A 16,680-nucleotide genomic window follows, 5' to 3' on the forward strand; every position below is an offset into this window, starting at 1 on the left:
TATGGAACTGACAGACACCACCCCCGCGATGGCTACTCTCCGCGGGGCCCTCGCGGACGGCGTCGAACGCTGGAAGCCCCGGGTCCAGGCCCTGGCGCGGGAAATCCACGCCCACAAGGAGATCTCGTTCGAGGAGGTCCGCTCGGCCGAGGCCATTGCGGCCCTGCTGGCAGAGGGCGGTTTCGCGGTGGAGCGCGGCACAGGGGGCCTGCCCACCGCGTTCACGGCGAGCGCCGGCAGCGGTGAACTGACCGTCGCGCTGTGCGTGGAATACGACGCACTCCCGGACATCGGCCACGCCTGCGGGCACAACCTGATCGCGGGCGCCTCCGTCGCAGCGGCCCTTGCGCTGCAACCCTACGTCGACGTACTGGGCATCACACTGAAGGCCATCGGAACGCCCGCCGAGGAACACGGCGGCGGCAAGGTGCTCATGCTGGAACAGGGGGGGTTCGACGGCGTCGGGCTGGCTTTGATGGTCCACCCCGTTCAGGACGGCCTGACGTACAACCCGGCCGGTACCAGCGCCCAGGCCGTGGGCCGGTACAAGGCGACGTTCACCGGGAAGGCCGCGCACGCTGCGGCAGCGCCGCACCAGGCCGTCAACGCCGCCGATGCAACCGTCCTGAGCCAGGTGGCCATTGGTCTGCTCCGCCAGCAGATCCCCGGCGACCACCGCATCGCGCTGTACGTTGCCGAGGCCGGCCACGTCACCAACATCATTCCGGACCGGGCGGTGATCCAGTTTGAGTGCCGCGCCTTCACCCTGCCGGAATACGAGGCGCTGCTTGAGCGGGTCCGCCGCTGCTTCGAAGGGGCCGCGCTGGCCACCGGAACCACACTGGACATCGAGGCAACGGAGCCCCTCTACGAACCGCTGCTCCAGGACAACGCCCTGGCTGCGCACTGGACGGCGGCGATGGACGCGTTCGGCAAGGACACCTCGCCCTCGGCCGGCCTCAGCGGCGGGTCAACCGACATGGGCAACATCTCCCAGGTCATCCCGTCCCTGCATCCCTGGCTCAGCATTCCCGGGGCCAACGTACCCATTCACTCGCACGCGTTCGCCGCGCTGGCCGACACCGCCGGGGCGTACGGCGTGATGTTCGAGGCAGCCACCGCGCTGGCCTGGACCGTCGCCGCCGCGGCCTCAACCCCCACCGAACGGGAACGCTTCACCAAAGCGGCATACCGCCGTCGTACTCTCACTCAGGAAGGCACATCATGAGTACCAGCACCAAAACCACACGGATCGACAAAGCTGGTGCCCGGCTGACGCTTCCGGTCGCCGCCCTGGCCTTTGTCATCGCGCTGGCCGTCCAGTTCATCGGCCAGGCCAAGATCGATATCGGAATCGGCGCAATCGTCATCTTCCCCATGGTCTGGGGCCTCATCCTGGGGCTCCTGGTCTCCATCCAGAAGTTCAAGCCCCTGGGCCTGGACCTGCAGCGGATCGCCGCCGCCCTGGTGGGCGTGGCCGTGCTGCTGCTGGTGGCCAGGCTGGCGTTCAACATCGGGCCCAGCCTCCCCAGCCTGATCAAAGCAGGGCCGGCCCTGCTGCTGCAGGAAGTGGGGCACCTGCTGGGCACCATCATGCTGGCGCTCCCCCTGGCCGTCCTGCTCCGGATGGGCAAGGCAACGGTGGGCGCTACGTTCTCCCTTGACCGGGAGCCGTCCTTCGCCATGGTCTCCGAAAAGTACGGCCCCGACTCGGACCAGTACCGCGGAGTGCTGGCCATGTATGTCTTCGGAACGCTGTTCGGCGCCGTGTACATTACGCTGCTCACTTCACTGGTGGCCAACTGGAAGATCTTCGATCCGCTGGCCCTGGCGATGGGCGCCGGCGTGGGATCCGGCTCCATGATGGCGGCGTCCTCGGCGAGTATCATCGCGGCCTACCCGGCGGACCAGGAAGCCATCCTGGGCATGGCGGCGGTGTCCAACCTGATCACCACCATCCTGGGCGTCTACGTAGGCATCTACATCGCGCTGCCGCTTGCGGACCGTTTCTACAAGCTCCTCACCCGCAGGCAGACCCGTGAAGCTGCGGCGGTCACAGCAGGGGCCCCCGCCGAGCGCGGCCTGGCCGACATTGAGCGGGAAGAGGTCCAGGCCGAAGAAAACCGCCGGTTCCGCGAGCGGGTTGCCGAATCCTCCGCAGCCATCAAGCTCCCGCTGTGGCTGTCCCTGTCCGTCCTGACGGTCCTGGGCATCGGCACGGCGTCGGTGGCGGCCAAGGGCTTCAGCCTGACGATCGTCGCCGGGTACGGAATCATGCTGGCACTGGTCCTGGTGAGCGTTGCCCTGGCGAAGGTTACCAAGAAGATTTCGGCGATCGTCTACATCACCACGATCGGCGCCTACATCTCCAGCCCGTGGTTCTTCGGGGCGGAGTCGCTCACAACGGTCATCAAGACGGTCGACTTCCTGTCCATCGCCACGGTGATGCTGACGCTCGCGGGCCTGTCTTTGGGCAAGGACATCCCCTTGCTGAAGAACATCGGCTGGAAGATCATCCCGGTGGGCCTGGTGGCCATCACCGCGTCCTTCCTGCTCTCCACCGTGATAGCGGAGTTCGCCCTCGGGCTCTGGCACTAACATGCAACGCGGGGTCACTTACGGCCCAATAATAGGCACTTATTGGGCCAAAAGTGACCCCGCATTGGGCCACCCCTCCCCACTGCTTTCGCGGCGAAGGTGAACGGTCGACGGCGGGACCTCCCGCCGTCGTCAGCTTTCGGGGAGGCGCCCGGCCAGTCCTTGGAGCGACGGTTCACGGCCCAGCTCCACGTGTGCGAAGGCCAGCGCCGCCGCCAGGTCCGGCTTGCCGTCATAAATGGCCTGGCACAGGCTCAGGTGCTCCGCACACTGAACCTGGGGGTCACGGTGCCCGGTCAAAGTGAAGAGCCACTGCATCCTGCCCAGCAGGGGCTTCATGGAGGACTCCAGCAGCGAGTTGCCCCCCATCGCCACGATCTCTGCGTGCAGGGCCGTATTGCTGAGCGGTATCTGCGCATGGTCGTGGCGCAGGGTTGCTTCTTCTGCCTGGTCCATCATTTGCTGCAGCCGCGACGACGGCTGGCCTCTTGCCGCGGCCTGGGCCGCGAGGCGTGCGGCGAGGACTTCCAGGCTGAGCCGCACCTCAAAGAGCTCGTTGACGTCGCGCAGGGTGATCTGCTTGACGGTGGCACCACGCCGGGGGGAGGCGTCAATGAAGCCTTCGGCTTCGAGCTGCTGGAGGGCTTCCCGGACGGGCACCCGGGAAACAGCCAGAGTCTGGGACAGCTCACGTTCCCTGAGCCGGGACCCCGGCGCGAAGTCACCGGAGATGATCAACTCCCGGATCCGGGCCCGGGCAGTATCAGCCGAGGACGCCGGGGCTTCCGCTTGGACGGCCATTCATTCCTCCCGTTATTGCTGCGAAACCATACTTCCGCGCTTACTCAGTTATTCAGCTCCACGCGGGTGCCAACCCCCTGATGGAGCGCAGCGTCGTACAGGAGCCGCCCGATGGCAAGATCCTGCAGACCTATACCAACCGAGTTGAACAAGGTTACGTCCTCATCACCCAGGCGACCTGCTTTTGTCCCCGCCGCCACGTCACCGAGCTCGGCTTCCACATCCTCAAAGCTCATCACACCTTCGGCCACCGGGATGATCAGCCCGCCTGATTTGGCCCTGGCCGTGGCCAGACTGTCCACGAAGACCCTGGCCCTCACCATGCCCGCCGAATCAATCTCCCGGTGGTCCGCCCGCGGACGGGATCCGACGGCGTTCACGTGCAGCCCGGGCTGGAACCACTCGCCCCTAACCACCGGCTCAACGGCCGGCGTGAGGGTGCACAGCACATCGGCAGCCGCCACCACTTCCCGGACGCTGGCCGCCCGCGTGACGTTCAGGCCGTAGTGGGAAATCTCGTCACAGAAGGCGGCGACCGTGTCCGCGGAACGGGACCACACCACGACGTTTTCAATCGGGAGGACGGCCAGCATGGCTTCCACGTGGGCAACGGCCAGGGCGCCTGCACCGACCAGTCCCAGGGTGGTGCTGCCGGGCCTCGCGAGGAGCTTCGTCGCCACCGCACTGGCAGCGGCAGTGCGGACCCGTGTGGGGACTTTGCCGTCCAGGATGGCCAGGGTTTCGCCGGTTAGCTGGGAGACAAGCATGATCGTGGACCGCTGCGTGGGCAGGCCGGACTCCCGGTTTGCCGGGATGTCCGCCAGTAGTTTGACGGACGCGAGCTCCTCGGCGCTGGACAGCGCTGCCATCGGCAGGAACCTCGCGTCCGAGGACGGCAGGAGGAGCGAGTCCGGCGCCGGCTGAAAGGCGGTGCCCCGGCTGAGGCCGGCAAAGACGCGTTCGACGGCGGCAATGGTCCCCGGCATATCGGCCAGGGTCTGGAGCTCGGAGGCTTTAAGAATCAAGGTCATGGGTGGCTTTCTGGGTTGGGAGGGCGCGTTTGCCGGGTAGCTCAGACGGCTCGGGCAGGAGGAAGGTGGTCGGGGACAGCGTCGCGTTTGTCCTTACCGACCGATCAGAGGTCATTCCGTACAAGGACTCCCTGCGCCACCACTGCCCTTATTTCTTCCAGGGCCGAGGCACTGTTCAAGGGATCAGAATCCACGATGATCGCGTCTGCAAAGGAACCGCGTACCAGGCGTCCTGCACTCTCACTCCAGCCGAGCAGGGCGGCGGCGTTGACTGTCGCGGCCCGTAGCGCGTCCAGTGGTGAAAGCCCGGCCTCAGCAAGCAGACGCGCTTCTGTGCCTATGGGGGTCACATCGGATCCGAAGGAATCCGTCCCTGCCACCACCGTCACACCGGCTTCATGGGCAGCCCTCACGGCTGCTTTGATGATGGGCGTGTACTCCGTGCCGCGAGCGGCAAGAATCGGGTTGGAAGAACCAGCCATGCTCGTGATGGCGTCCAATGTGGGTGTGAAGTAAGTGCCACGGCGGGCCATCAGCGAGATGGTCTCCTCGCTGACGAAGACGCCGTGCTCGATGCTGCGCACACCGGCCCGGACGGCACCGCCTATCCCCTCTGCGCTGTAGGCGTGGCAAAGCACGCCTGCTTTGCCTGCGGCCTTAACCACTGCAGAGAGCTGTTCGTAGGTGTAGACCAGTTCGCGGGGGTCCTGTTCCGCCAGGCCTGCCCGGGGATTGGCCCGGGTCTTGATCACCTGTGCACCGCGTTTCAGGTTGACGCGGGTGAGGTAGGCAAGGTCCGTCGGTGCGGTGACTCCCCCGGCCAGGGATGCAAGCGGTGCAAGGTCCGGGTCAGCGAGGAGCGAGGCCCCAAGATCGGGTGAGATGAACAGCCCGGCGGGGCTCATCCGGGGTGAGGCGCCGGCGGCCCAGGCAGGCAGGGCAGCGAGGGCCACGTCCTGGTAGAAGCTGCTTGAACCACTTCTGACGCTGGTCGCTCCGCCCTGCAGGATGGCCCGCGCATCCGAAAGAGCGTTCGCATGGACATGCACGTCGATAAGGCCGGGAAGCACCCACCGCCCGGAGGCATCCACGATGCGGGCACGGCCTGCAAGGGCGGCTACCGCACGCCGTGTTTCGTCCCGGGTGCCGGCCGCGGTGACCTTGCCTCCTTCCAGCACAAGGACCCCGTCCTGCACTGCGTTGCCCGTTTTGGGGTCCACTATGGTGCCGCCCTCGATGATCATCGGCGGGGGCGAAGCGGGGCGGTCAGGATAGACGGGGCCTGATGTGTTGCCCGCTGCCCTCGCCGCCGGGGCACTTCCGAGCTGGGCAGCCAGGCTTGCCACCGAGATTCCCGCCAGGGCGGCCGCTCCGGCCAGGATGCCGCGGCGGGGAACAGCAGTTGGTGGCAGGACAGCGGAGGTGTGATCGTGCAGGCACATTGTTCTCTCCAATGAGAAAGGCCCTGACGCAGGCGCGCGGGTCCGGTGTCGGTAGGTCAAAGTGGTGGTTCCACCGAGGGCGGATCGGCTTGCACCGCAGTGTGCTGGAATCCCTCGAGTAACTTCATTCTATCGCTCTTGGTATACCAAGCCAAGAGCGAGCGAATGAAGAGCCGAAGGTTGCGGCCGTTACGGGGCAGCGATCGGCTGAGCGATTTCCGCGCGTGGATAGGTGGGCGGAAACAGCTCGTCAGGCTCCCGGAGCCGGGCGTCCCGTACCGAGTAGGCCGCCCGCATCGCGTCGAACAGCCGCTGCCCCTCAACCCGCAGCGCGTCAAGGTCTATGCCGGGAAGGGCGCCGCCAACCACGACCGGGCGCCCTGCAACGAAGGTGTCGGTCACCTGGCGCGCCGTCCCGTTGAGCACCAGCGTCCGTAGCGGGTCTTCGACGACGCCGTCGCCGAAGTCGGCCAGGGAGACCACCGTGATGTCGGCCTGCATGCCGGGGGCAAGCCTCCCCAGGTCAGCGCGCCCAAGGGCCCGGGCGCCGCCGAGGGTGGCGGCGTCGAAATAGTCGGCCAGGGTCCCGGCGTCAGGCCTTCCCTCGACCAGCCGGGTCAGGTGCATGCCGGCGTCCATGCCGCGCACAAGATCCGGCGGGAAGGAGTCAGTGCCCAGGCAAATGTTGATGCCTGCTTCGCGGAAACGGTCGAATGAAACAAGCTGCTTCTGGTAGCGGAACGATGTCAGCGGGCAATGGACAATGCTGACGCCGTGGCGGGCCAGCGTGTCAAGCGGGCCGCCCGGCGCTGACGCGGCAGGGTCCTTGCCGTCGATCACCACACCATGCGGGATCAGAAGCCTCGTGCCGAACAGGCCGGTGGATTCGAGCAGTTCCAGGACGCCGCGTCCGGCGGATTGCTGCAGGAGCCCGTCCTCGAGCGGGGACTGAAGGCAGTGCAGCCGGACCAGCGAGTCCCGCTCCCTGGCGATTTGCGCCGTCTGCCGCATCAGGTCTTCGGACAGCGTCTCAATGCGGCACGGCAGCAGGGCCCCGGTGACGAGCGGGTCCGCGAGACCCGCGGCGTAGTCCATGAAGCGCTCTGCGTCGCGCAGGCCTGCAAGCCCCCGGGCCTCGTCGAAGTGGACCTCGCGGTCGCCTGCTGCGGTGATGACATGGACCCCGGAACGGTAGGCCGGCCCCAGGTAGCCGCGCAGTCCGATCCGGCGGCTTGTCTCCGCCATGTCCACAAGCTCATCGAGGCCTTCGGCCCAGGAACTGTGGATTTCCGAGGCGATCGGCATGTAGGTCGTAATGCCGTGCAGGGCGAGCTGCGCCAAGGCGAACTCGCGGATCGTGGCGCGCTCCGAGGGCGTGAACACGTCCCGGCGACGGTTGGCGAAGTAGTCCTCCGACCACAGGTGGCCGGCGGCGGCATCGGGCGAAGGCCACGAGTCCAGGATGAGGTGATCGATGTCGGCGAGGGCGTCGAGGTCTATCAAGCCAGGCATGACCAAACTCTGGCCATAGTGGTGCTCCTCATCGACTGGGCCCACATAGTCGCGCCCCACGAAAACGATGGCATCCCCCTCGTAGACAACTTCGCCGTCCTCGATGAGCGTGTGCCCTGTTCCGTCGAACCCCAGAACGTACCGGGCCGAGATTTTCTTGTACAACGTGCCTCCTTGGCGAACAGCGGATAAATGTGACTTGCCTCTCAATGAGTACGAGTATACAGTCACTTGGTATACCAAGAACCAGGTTCCGCAATGCGGGATGTTTTAGTTCTGATTCCTGATCCCCCCTCGAAAGGCCTGCGTCATGCGCAATGAAGCGAAGACCACAGGCGGCTCCGTGTCCGCCCTTGTGGACGCGCCGCCGTCCCGTTCTTTCCGCGCCCGCCCCGCCCTGTGGCTGGTGATGATCGCACTCTCCACCGCCATCTGTGCCGCAGCCATCTTGATCGGCACTCACAAGTTCCAGCTCGGACCGGCCGCAATCGTCCTGATGCCCATCCTGTGGACCGTGCTCATCGGCGGATTCCTCGGTGTCCAGAAATGGAAACCCATCGGCGGGCGTGCCCGTGCGGTGTCCACCCACCTGATGGACGTATCCATAGTTTTCTTCCTGGCAGGTCTGGGCACTCAGATAGGTCCGTCGCTGACGAAGTTCACCGGCCTCGGCCCTGCAATACTCCTGCAAGAGGTGGGGCACGTGCTCGGCACGGTGATCCTGGCCCTGCCGGTCGCGGTGGCCCTTGGCCTGGGCCGCACTGCGATCGGCGCCACCTGGTCGATCGACCGTGAGTCCTACCTTGCCTTCGCCATCCAGCGCTTTGGTGTCCGCTCCCCCGAGTACCGCGGCGTGTTCGCAGTGTGGGTGCTGGGCAGCGTCTTTGGCGCCGTGTTTATCTCCCTCCTGGCCGGCCTGCTCGGCGGAATGGACTTCTTTGATCCCCGGGCCCTCGCGTTGGGCCTGGGACTGGGGTCCGCCTCCATGATGCTCGGGGGCGTGGGCGCCCTGTCCATCCTGTATCCGGAGATGGCCGGGGAGATCATGGCCCTCGCTGCACTGTCCAACCTCGTCACCAACATCGTCGGGTTCTACGCAGGTGTCTTTATTGCGCTGCCGATGTGCCAGAAGCTTTACAAGATGTGGTCCCGCATTTTCGGGCGGGACGACCTTGGCCGCCGTGTCCCCCGCGGCGCCCTCATAGGCGCTGCGGCTGGAACCCAATCGGGCAGCTCAGGTCAGGCACACCTGGGCGCCGCAGCGCTCGAGTCCCGTGGGGCCTCGGGCATCGACACCGTGGACGTCAACAGCATCGAAGAGGATCCCGTTGTTGTCCGGACACCCAGGACGTGGCTGATCGCGTTCGCCGCGACCGGGGTGGCCGGCTTCCTGCTCAACGCCCTCGGTACAGGTTCACTGCTGCCACTGGATGCCGTCGGCATCCTCATCCTGCTGGCCCTCACCGCCATCGCCCTTGTGCTCGCCAAGCTCGTCCCGGTGGTTCCGTCCAGCATCTGGGTCCTGGCTCTGGCAACCATCGCCTCCGCGACGTTCCTGCCCATGGGCCCCTTCGTTGCCTCCGCTACGCAGCACATCAGCGTCCTCTTCGCCGGCCTGCCCATGATTGCCCTGATCGGCATGTCGCTTGGCCGTGACGTCAAGGCCCTGCGCTCACTGAGCTGGAAGATCGTCATCGTCGCCCTCATGACGTTCACCGCGAGCTTCGTCGCCGCAGCAGCCATCGCGCAGGCTGCCTTCCACTTCTAGCTAGTACATGCTTCTTCCAGTACATGCTGCGGTAGGGGAGGCACCGGTCCCGCGGGATCGGTGCCTCCCCAGCCGTCATTCATAGCCCAGCCGAAAGGAATGAACAATGCTCATTACCAACGTCCGCCCCTGGGGCGGGGACGCCGTAGACCTTGAAGTTCGCCAAGGGCGGATCGCGGCCCTTCACCCCGCGGGGACCGCCGTCGTAGCAGCAGACGCCGACGGCGGGGCGGTCGACGGACGGGGCCGGATCGCCGTGCCCGCGTTCACCGACGTGCACGTCCATCTCGACTCGACCAGGATCGGGCTGCCGTTCCGGGAGCACACCGCCTCGCCCGGCGTGTGGAACATGATGTGCAACGACCGGGAAAACTGGCGCGACACCCCCGTCCCCTACGGCGATGTAGTGCGGGGAACGCTGGAACGGATGATTGCGCGGGGCACCACTCGCGTCCGTTCCTACGCCCAGATCGACGTGGACTGCAAGCTTGAGCGCTTCGAGGCAGTCATGGCCGCGAAACAGCACTTCGCCTACGCCGCCGATGTGGAAGTCATGGCCTTCCCGCAGGCAGGCCTGCTGCTCGAGGACGGCACTGTCCCGCTCCTTGAGGAGGCCCTCCGCGCAGGTGCGACAACCATCGGCGGCATTGATCCCTGCCAGCTGGAGCGTGACCCGGTCCGCCATCTGGACATTGTCTTCGGTCTGGCGGAGAAGTACGGCGTCGACGTCGACATTCATCTGCACGAGCCTGGCCACCTGGGGGTCTTCAGCGCGGAACTTATCTTCGAACGCACCCGCGTGCTGGGGATGGAGGGTCGCGTCTCGCTGTCCCACGCTTACGATCTCGCCAATGTCCACCCCGATGTGACCGCTCGGCTGGTGGAGCAGATGGCCGATCTCGACATTGCCTGGGCGACGGTCGCCCCGGCAAGCGGCGGGTCGCAATTCGACCTCGCCCGGATGACCGAGGCGGGGATCCGTGTCGGTTTGGGCGAGGACGGGCAGAGGGACTACTGGAGTCCCTACGGCAATTGCGACATGCTCGACCGCACGTGGCAGTTGGCCTTCACACACCGGCTGCGCAAGGACCGGCTGATCGAGCACTGCGCGGCGATCGCCACCATCGGAGGCGCATCAATCATGGACCGAAGCGTCCAGCGCCTCACCAGCCCCGACGACCGGCCGGGCCTGGCTCTCGGAGATCGGGCGGACATCGTCCTGGTTGATGGCGAGACCATCACGAGCACCGTCATGGACCGCGGCACCGACCGCACCGTCATCCACGATGGCCGGCTCGTCGCCGACGGCATGGTGGTTCTTCCGAACCCGGCCGCATAAGGAAGCCCGGCGGCTCCCGTGCCTAGCGGTCTGCGGGCAGCTTCACAGGTTTGCCGCTTCTTGCTCCGCCAGCCTGATCATCCGAAGTTCGTCCTCCACCGCACGGGACGGCCAATAGTCCTTCGACAGCTCATTTGCCCGGGTCAGATCCGCTGCCGGGAAGAGCTTGCCGAGCAGTCCGGCCGCCTGCAGCAGGGCGATCAGCACGATGGTCCTGGCCTCGGGTGCCTTGGAATCAGGCTTGGCAGCGGGCTCCGGGGAATCGGTCGCCACGGCGTCAGCCGTCCCGGCATCAGTGGTCCCTGAATCAGGCGCCGTAGTTTCGGGCGCCTCAAGATCGGACGGCGCACCGCTGAGTGCGGCCTGGATCTTTTCGAGGAGGGCCGCCTCCGGAGCGTGGTCCTTCTCCGGGTACCGCACAGCCCGGAACCGCCCCAGGTGCTTTTCGCCGACATGTTCCACGATGCCCAGTGACGCCATCGCTTCGTAGACACGCTGCACTACGGCGCGGCCCTCCAGCATGCCCACCCACCCCTTGGGGGTGTAGGGCCGGGATTTGCCACGGATGACTTCGAGCTCGCGCTGGAATTCTGTTTCCGGGGCCTCGCCGGTGGCCCTGACGCGCTTCCCCTGCAGCTCGATCGCACCGATCAGATCCAGCTCGGCCAATATTGCCCCTGCCACAGTGGTCCTGAGTGCGAACACCGGCACTTCGGGCTTTCCGTTCACGTCGTTCGTTGCCAGAAGGAGGAAGGCCTGGGGAAGGTTCAGCTCCGTCGCCTTCGGGGTTTCAACGTCCATACGAACATGGTGGCCCTGTTGGGCGCCCACCACAATGACGAATTAGCGGAGGCGAGGATGGCGCCGTTGATGTTGGTGCCGTCGTCGCTGAGCAGGAACGTGATGGACGCGGCGAGCTGCGCGGCGATGGCGGGCGTGGGGACGGTGGCCTGCATCAGCGGGCCGAGGCGTTCGGCCGCGAGCTGGGATCCCCAGTTGGCCACGATGCCGGTGATGGTGGGGCCTGGTGCCACGGCGTTGAAGCGCAGTCCCTTGGGCCCGTACATCACGGCGGAGTTTTTGGTCAGGCCGACGACGGCGTGCTTGGACGCGGTGTAGGCGGCGCCGGCGGCGGACCCGCGCAGGCCGGCCTCGGAGGCGACGTTGACCACGGCCCCGGTGCCGGCGTCGAGCATCAGGGGCACCACGGCGCGGGTGAGGCGCATGAGGGCGGTGACGTTGATCCGGAAGACGCGGTCCCAGAGCTCGTCGTCCACTTCGTGGATGGGTGCGAAGTTGTCCATGATGCCTGCGACGTTCGCCAGGGCATCGACGCGTCCGCCGGCGGCAGCGACGAGGGCGGCCACGGTCTCTTCGGTGGAGATCTCGCCCGCGACGGGGACCAGGTCCAGTCCGGCGTTCTCAAGAATCAGGTCGTCGAGCCGTTCCTTGCTGATGTCGGCGGCGATGACGCGGCCGCCTTCCTTCCGCGTGTTCGCCGAGCGCGGCTACGAGCAGACGTCCGTGACCTATCGTCCCACGGACCACGCTGGCGGGGATCGAACGACCAGCCGCCATCGGACGCAAGGATGGCGCGCCAATTCCAAGGCGCCCGTGCGGATCAGCAGGCATAAGCTGATATCAGCACGTCTCTTCCAGCGCCGGGGAGGTCATCATGGACACTGAATCCGCCGAAGTGATCGGCCATGATGTCACCACCATCGTCTGCGTGTGCGGGAACACTGTCAGCAAGGACGGGTTGATTCAGGCCAACTCAGACGGCGTCCCCGTCTACATCGGGGAGAACATCCCGGTCCCCGCGGAGCTGGCGGAATGGCCTGCGGATGAGGATCTCTATACCCTGTGTCCCTCCTGCGGCCGCGTGTACAGTGACTCGGTCATCGAAGAGACGGGGACCGCGCCTGTTGCTTTCCGGGTGGACGTCACGGCCGGCCCCATGGCCGAGGCCATCCGGGTGCACTGGGACCTCAGCTCCTGACGACGGTGGTGTCCCCGTCAGACCCGTGGCCGCTGGTGTAGACCGCGCTTCGGCGTTTTGTGACTCTCTGCCGTCAGCGCTTCACCGCGGCGCTACTGTGGATCGCTGAATCCGTTGCCCGCCCGTCGCGCAGGCTGGCCTGGCACTCTGCCGCGCGTGCGGCGACGTCGCCATGAACGGCAAAAGTAATTGCCTCGACAACAGCGATTTGGCCGGTTGTGTCAGGAACACCCGGAAATTGCACCTGCGACGCCTCAACTGGGGCCACCGGCGACTCTTGCGTGGACCGCATGCGAAGAATCGCGATGGCGGAAATAAGGCACCAGGCAACGTTCGTGACCACTGAGGGCCACGCTTCGTGGACCGCACCATTGATGATGAAGGCACATGCGCCGATGAGGTTGGCTACTTGGAAGTGCTTGCCGGCCTTCAACCAACCCATGGAGACAGACAGGTATGCCGACAGGATCAGAACTGCCCCTGACCAACCTGCAATTTCCCACAGCAGTTCCATGATGTCCTTCAGAGGTGTTGCCCGGCTGCCGTAGCTGGGCGGATCGTAAATGGCCGGCTATGCGTGTGTTTGCAAGGCCCGGATGCTCCCCCAGACCTGTGCTTTAACAGCAATTATGAGGACGACGCACCTTTAGGGCAATTGCATTCCACTGAAGACATGGTTTAGAACTACTTAACATGGACATCGATCCGCGCAGGCTGCGCGTGCTTCTCGCGATTGCCCGCACGGGCGGGGTGCTGGCTGCCGCCGACGAGCTGGGAATCAGCCCCTCGGCCGTCTCACAGCAGCTCACCAAATTGGAAGACGAAACCGGGCATGCCTTGGTGGTGCGCACGCCCAAAGGCTCAGTTTTGACACCCGCCGGCCTGGCAGTAGCGGAAGCCGGCGAGGAGATTGAACGTGCTCTCAGCGTTGCCCGCGCCCGGATCGAAGGCGGGGCCACGGTGGCTGGCGTTGTGCGCGTGGGCGGATTCACCAGCTTTGTCCGGACGGTGGTGATCCCGCGCCTGCCCGAGTGGCGCACACAGTACCCGCAATTGCAGATCCGGATCGTCGAGGATGACTTTCCGGACCTGATGCGGCTGCTCCGCCAGCGCCAGCTCGACGCCGTGGTGGTGGAGCTCGATTCGACCACCGCCGAGCAGCGTTCGCTCTCCGCCGGGATCATCGAGGAGCCCTTGCTGGACGAGCCGTGGAAGCTGGTGGTCCCCTCGGGCGCCCTGCTCACCACCGAGAACATCGACCTGGCCCGGCTGCCCCTTCCGTGGCTCGGCGTCGACCCAACAGCCGCGAACGCTGCGGTGCTCGGCCGGCTCCGTCAGTCAACGGGCGCTCAGATGGAGAGTGCGCACCAGTACCAGGAAACGCTGACCGCACTCGCACTCGTGGCCGCCGGCGAAGGAATTGCGATTGTGCCCACCCTGGCATTAAGTGGCGTCGCCCACGACGGAGTGGACGTCCTGGACGTCCCCGGACTCGGAACCCGTCGCATCGTTCTGCGACGGTTCGACCGGCGGCGATCAGCCAGCACGCCGGTGGACACCGTCGCACGCCTGCTGCGGGAATCGGCTGCGGCGTTCGACACACGGTCGTCATCTTGAACCACCGCGTGGCGGTGAGCGGACGACGGCGGGACCTCCCGCCGTCGGCGGCTTCCTCCAGGCCGCGGTTCGCGAAGAACAGTGCCACGCGGCCCGTTTCCTCGTTCCATTTTGCGCTGACGTCCACCAGGTCGGTGCCGCCGAAGCGGGTATCCTCGTACTTGTCCGAGTCAACGGACAGGCGCAGAATCTGGCCCTTGGCTAGCTCCGCCATGCGGGCGAACGGGTGGAAGATGGTCTGCTTCCACGCAGGACCGTTTTCCTCGCTGAGGATCGGTGCAATGACGTTGACCAGCTGCGCCTGGTTGGCGATCTTGACGCGGTCGCCGTGGCGGAGCAGCGAGTTCAGCAGGGTGCCCACCACCACCGCGTCCGTCACGTTGCACTTGTCCTCGATGACCCGGGGGGTGCTCGCGCCAGCCCGCCTTGGCGACGTTGTGCGGCTGGTCCTCGGTGTCCAGGCCGCGCTGGTACCAGACGTTCCACACGTCGAAGGACAGGTTGATGTGCTTTTTGTGTTTGCCCTTGGCACGCACGGCGTCAGCGGTGGCGATCACGGACTCGATGGTGCCGGACCCGGGCCAGGCGCCCGGCCGGGAAGATTGGGTCCAAGTGGACCGGTTCATGGTGGCATGAACAGCGATTGGGTCGTGTGGTGGAAAGAGCCGCCTCACGACCCAAACGCCTAGTCACAAATAGTCACGGCACGGACCCGTGTGTCATTGGTTTAGCCCTTGATCGCTCCGCCTGTCAGCCCAGTGACCAGGAACTTTTGGGCTAGGAAGGCCAGAGCAATGATCGGGAGAGCCAGCAGAATACTGGCGGCGGCGATCAGCTGGTAGAGGGCGGTGTCTTCAGCAATTCCGAACGATGCGATGAACACCGACAGTGTGGTCGCATGCTGTTGTGTCAACACGACCGGAATCAGGTATTCCTGGATGGCCAGCAGGAACGTGAAGATGCCTGCGGTGACCAGCCCGGGGCCGGCGAGGGGCATGATGACCCGACGGAATGCCCCGAAGCGGCTGCAGCCGTCGATCTGGGCCGCTTCTTCCAGTTCCCGTGGCAGCTCTGCGAAGAAGTTCCGCAACAGCCAGATCGTGAACGGCTGGTTCACCGCGACCAGGGCGATGATCAGCATCAGCTGGGTGTCGTAGATGTTGAGGGCCTGTGCGATGGAGTAGAAGGGCAGGACAACGACGAAGCGCGGCAGTGAGCGGAAGACGAGGGCGAGAACGAGGAGCCATAGTGAGATCCGGGAGTCAAAACGGGACAGCGCATAAGCCGCAGGAGCCCCCACAATCAGGGAAATGATGACCGTGACCACGCCGACCACGATGGTGTTCATACCGAATGAGGCGAATTCGGTGGCGTACCAGAGCTGTTCGTAGGCCGCGATCTGGGGGGTGAAGCTCCAGACGGGGGGCGAGATGAACGCGTCCGTGTAGGGCTTGATGGAAGTCAGGAAAGCCCAAACGAACGGGAATACTGCCACAAACGCCGCCACCGACAGCCCTGTGTACGCCATGGCGGTCCGCCACCGGGGGCGGCGTCCTATGGTGGTGTTGCTCAGGGCCCCGCGGGTCCGACGTGGCGGACGGTCGTTGACCGACCTGTCCGGGACAGGTACCGGCGGCGAAGCCGGGGTGAGCATGCTGACGTTATTGGGTGCACTCACGCTGTTTTCATCTCCCGCCAGGTTTGGCGTATGAAGGGTACGAGGAAGGTCAGAATGATGATGATCGTGATGACGTTAATCGCGCTGGCGAGTCCAAGTTGTTGGGTTTCGCCTAGGGCGACGTTGTAAACATAGGTCATGAGGGACTCGGTGCCGACCGTTGAGGCGGCCGGGGTAATCATCCGGATGCTGTCGAAGACCCGGAAACCGTCCATGATTGAGATCAGGGCGATGAAGCCGATAAATCCCCGGATGGAGGGCATCACGATGCGCCATTGGGTCTGCCACCAACTGGCCCCGTCGAGGGCGGCCGCCTCGATCCGTTCGCGGGGGACGGACTGCAGGGCCGCCACCAGGACGAGGATGCCGAACGCCGACTCGTGCCAGATGCTGTGGGAAATGAGTAGGAACTTTGCCGCCGTCGGATCGGTGAACCAGTCCGGTGCGATACCCAGGGGTGCCAGCAGGACATTGACGAGGCCGCCGAATGTGCTGTTGAACAACCAGGAGAAAACGAGTGCACCGATTACTGTCGGCACGACATAGGGCACCAGAAGCAGCCCAAGGAAGAAGGCCCGGGCCTTGGCGCGGACGGCGTTGAGCATGAGGCCAACAACGTACCCGCCAACGATCTTTCCTGCCGTCATCGCGGCGGTGTAAGCGGTTGTGAACCCGGCGGCGGCCCAGAAACGCTGGTCACCCAACGTGGCCGCATAGTTGGCGAACCCGACGAACAGACCAGGGTCGCCATAGCTGACCTTCCTGAAGCTGTCGAAGGCCGTGATGAATAAGGGCCCGGCCATAAGCAAAGTCATGACCAAAATACTGGGGCCGACGAAGATGAAGAATTCGCGTCGTCTCAGTGGACCCACCTCCTAAATCTGTTGTGGCGGAT

15 protein-coding genes and 1 pseudogene are annotated in these 16,680 nt (G+C 65.3%); 6 read left to right on the top strand and 10 right to left on the bottom strand.

Annotated elements, in window-relative coordinates:
- The first annotated feature begins 1 nt into the window (after position 1).
- Together FYJ92_RS16605 and FYJ92_RS16610 are read left to right on the top strand one after the other, a co-directional pair.
- Complete coding sequence (locus tag FYJ92_RS16605; RefSeq protein WP_185261679.1) at positions 2-1,228, top strand: amidohydrolase; 1,227 nt, start codon at positions 2-4, stop codon at positions 1,226-1,228.
- Complete coding sequence (locus FYJ92_RS16610) at positions 1,225-2,598, top strand: DUF3100 domain-containing protein (protein ID WP_185261680.1); 1,374 nt, start codon at positions 1,225-1,227, stop codon at positions 2,596-2,598. Before FYJ92_RS16605 ends, FYJ92_RS16610 begins: the two co-directional genes overlap by 4 nt.
- A gap of 132 nt (positions 2,599-2,730) precedes the next feature.
- Here the strand turns inward: FYJ92_RS16610 and FYJ92_RS16615 are convergent, their stop codons facing one another.
- From FYJ92_RS16615 to FYJ92_RS16630, 4 genes are all read right to left on the bottom strand, one after another.
- On the bottom strand, positions 2,731-3,399 hold the full coding sequence (locus tag FYJ92_RS16615; RefSeq protein ID WP_185261681.1) for a GntR family transcriptional regulator: 669 nt from the start codon (positions 3,397-3,399) through the stop codon (positions 2,731-2,733).
- 44 nt (positions 3,400-3,443) lie between these two features.
- Complete coding sequence (locus FYJ92_RS16620) at positions 3,444-4,430, bottom strand: ornithine cyclodeaminase family protein (protein ID WP_185261682.1); 987 nt, start codon at positions 4,428-4,430, stop codon at positions 3,444-3,446.
- A 104-nt stretch (positions 4,431-4,534) separates the two neighbouring features.
- Entirely contained in the window at positions 4,535-5,872 is a 1,338-nt protein-coding gene (locus tag FYJ92_RS16625; protein ID WP_185261683.1) for an amidohydrolase family protein, read from the bottom strand.
- A gap of 189 nt (positions 5,873-6,061) precedes the next feature.
- Positions 6,062-7,549, bottom strand: coding sequence for an amidohydrolase family protein (locus FYJ92_RS16630; RefSeq protein WP_185261684.1), 1,488 nt, complete (start codon positions 7,547-7,549; stop codon positions 6,062-6,064).
- Positions 7,550-7,694: 145 nt separating this feature from the next.
- On the opposite strand from FYJ92_RS16630, the gene FYJ92_RS16635 reads away from it, so the two are divergent.
- A complete protein-coding gene (locus FYJ92_RS16635; RefSeq protein WP_255482173.1) occupies positions 7,695-9,152 on the top strand; it encodes a DUF3100 domain-containing protein in 1,458 nt (485 codons plus the stop codon).
- 106 nt (positions 9,153-9,258) lie between these two features.
- The gene (locus tag FYJ92_RS16640; protein WP_185261685.1) at positions 9,259-10,491 is read left to right on the top strand and encodes an amidohydrolase family protein; all 1,233 of its coding nucleotides are present in this window, start codon (positions 9,259-9,261) and stop codon (positions 10,489-10,491) included.
- 42 nt (positions 10,492-10,533) lie between these two features.
- Here FYJ92_RS16640 and FYJ92_RS16645 read toward each other — a convergent pair whose 3' ends face one another.
- A complete protein-coding gene (locus FYJ92_RS16645) occupies positions 10,534-11,292 on the bottom strand; it encodes a GPP34 family phosphoprotein (RefSeq protein ID WP_185261686.1) in 759 nt (252 codons plus the stop codon).
- On the bottom strand, positions 11,259-11,960 hold the full coding sequence (locus tag FYJ92_RS16650) for an SDR family NAD(P)-dependent oxidoreductase (RefSeq protein WP_370526276.1): 702 nt from the start codon (positions 11,958-11,960) through the stop codon (positions 11,259-11,261). Before FYJ92_RS16650 ends, FYJ92_RS16645 begins: the two co-directional genes overlap by 34 nt.
- A 206-nt stretch (positions 11,961-12,166) precedes the next feature.
- On the opposite strand from FYJ92_RS16650, the gene FYJ92_RS16655 reads away from it, so the two are divergent.
- The gene (locus FYJ92_RS16655; protein WP_185261687.1) at positions 12,167-12,490 is read left to right on the top strand and encodes a hypothetical protein; all 324 of its coding nucleotides are present in this window, start codon (positions 12,167-12,169) and stop codon (positions 12,488-12,490) included.
- Positions 12,491-12,563: 73 nt separating this feature from the next.
- Here the strand turns inward: FYJ92_RS16655 and FYJ92_RS16660 are convergent, their stop codons facing one another.
- Positions 12,564-13,004, bottom strand: coding sequence for a hypothetical protein (locus tag FYJ92_RS16660; RefSeq protein WP_185261688.1), 441 nt, complete (start codon positions 13,002-13,004; stop codon positions 12,564-12,566).
- 179 nt (positions 13,005-13,183) lie between these two features.
- Between FYJ92_RS16660 and FYJ92_RS16665 the strand changes: the two genes are divergently transcribed.
- On the top strand, positions 13,184-14,107 hold the full coding sequence (locus FYJ92_RS16665) for a LysR family transcriptional regulator (RefSeq protein ID WP_185261689.1): 924 nt from the start codon (positions 13,184-13,186) through the stop codon (positions 14,105-14,107).
- A gap of 43 nt (positions 14,108-14,150) precedes the next feature.
- Here the strand turns inward: FYJ92_RS16665 and FYJ92_RS16670 are convergent.
- From FYJ92_RS16670 to FYJ92_RS16680, 3 genes and pseudogenes are all read right to left on the bottom strand, one after another.
- Positions 14,151-14,673 (bottom strand): annotated as a pseudogene (locus tag FYJ92_RS16670) (alpha-L-arabinofuranosidase C-terminal domain-containing protein); the annotation flags it as partial.
- 161 nt (positions 14,674-14,834) lie between these two features.
- Complete coding sequence (locus FYJ92_RS16675; RefSeq protein WP_185261690.1) at positions 14,835-15,785, bottom strand: carbohydrate ABC transporter permease; 951 nt, start codon at positions 15,783-15,785, stop codon at positions 14,835-14,837.
- Positions 15,782-16,600, bottom strand: a complete 819-nt coding sequence (locus FYJ92_RS16680) for a carbohydrate ABC transporter permease (RefSeq protein ID WP_185261691.1) — start codon at positions 16,598-16,600, stop codon at positions 15,782-15,784. Before FYJ92_RS16680 ends, FYJ92_RS16675 begins: the two co-directional genes overlap by 4 nt.
- Between the last annotated feature and the right edge of the window lie 80 nt (positions 16,601-16,680).

Source organism: Pseudarthrobacter sp. NBSH8 (genome assembly GCF_014217545.1).
Classification (GTDB): domain Bacteria; phylum Actinomycetota; class Actinomycetes; order Actinomycetales; family Micrococcaceae; genus Arthrobacter.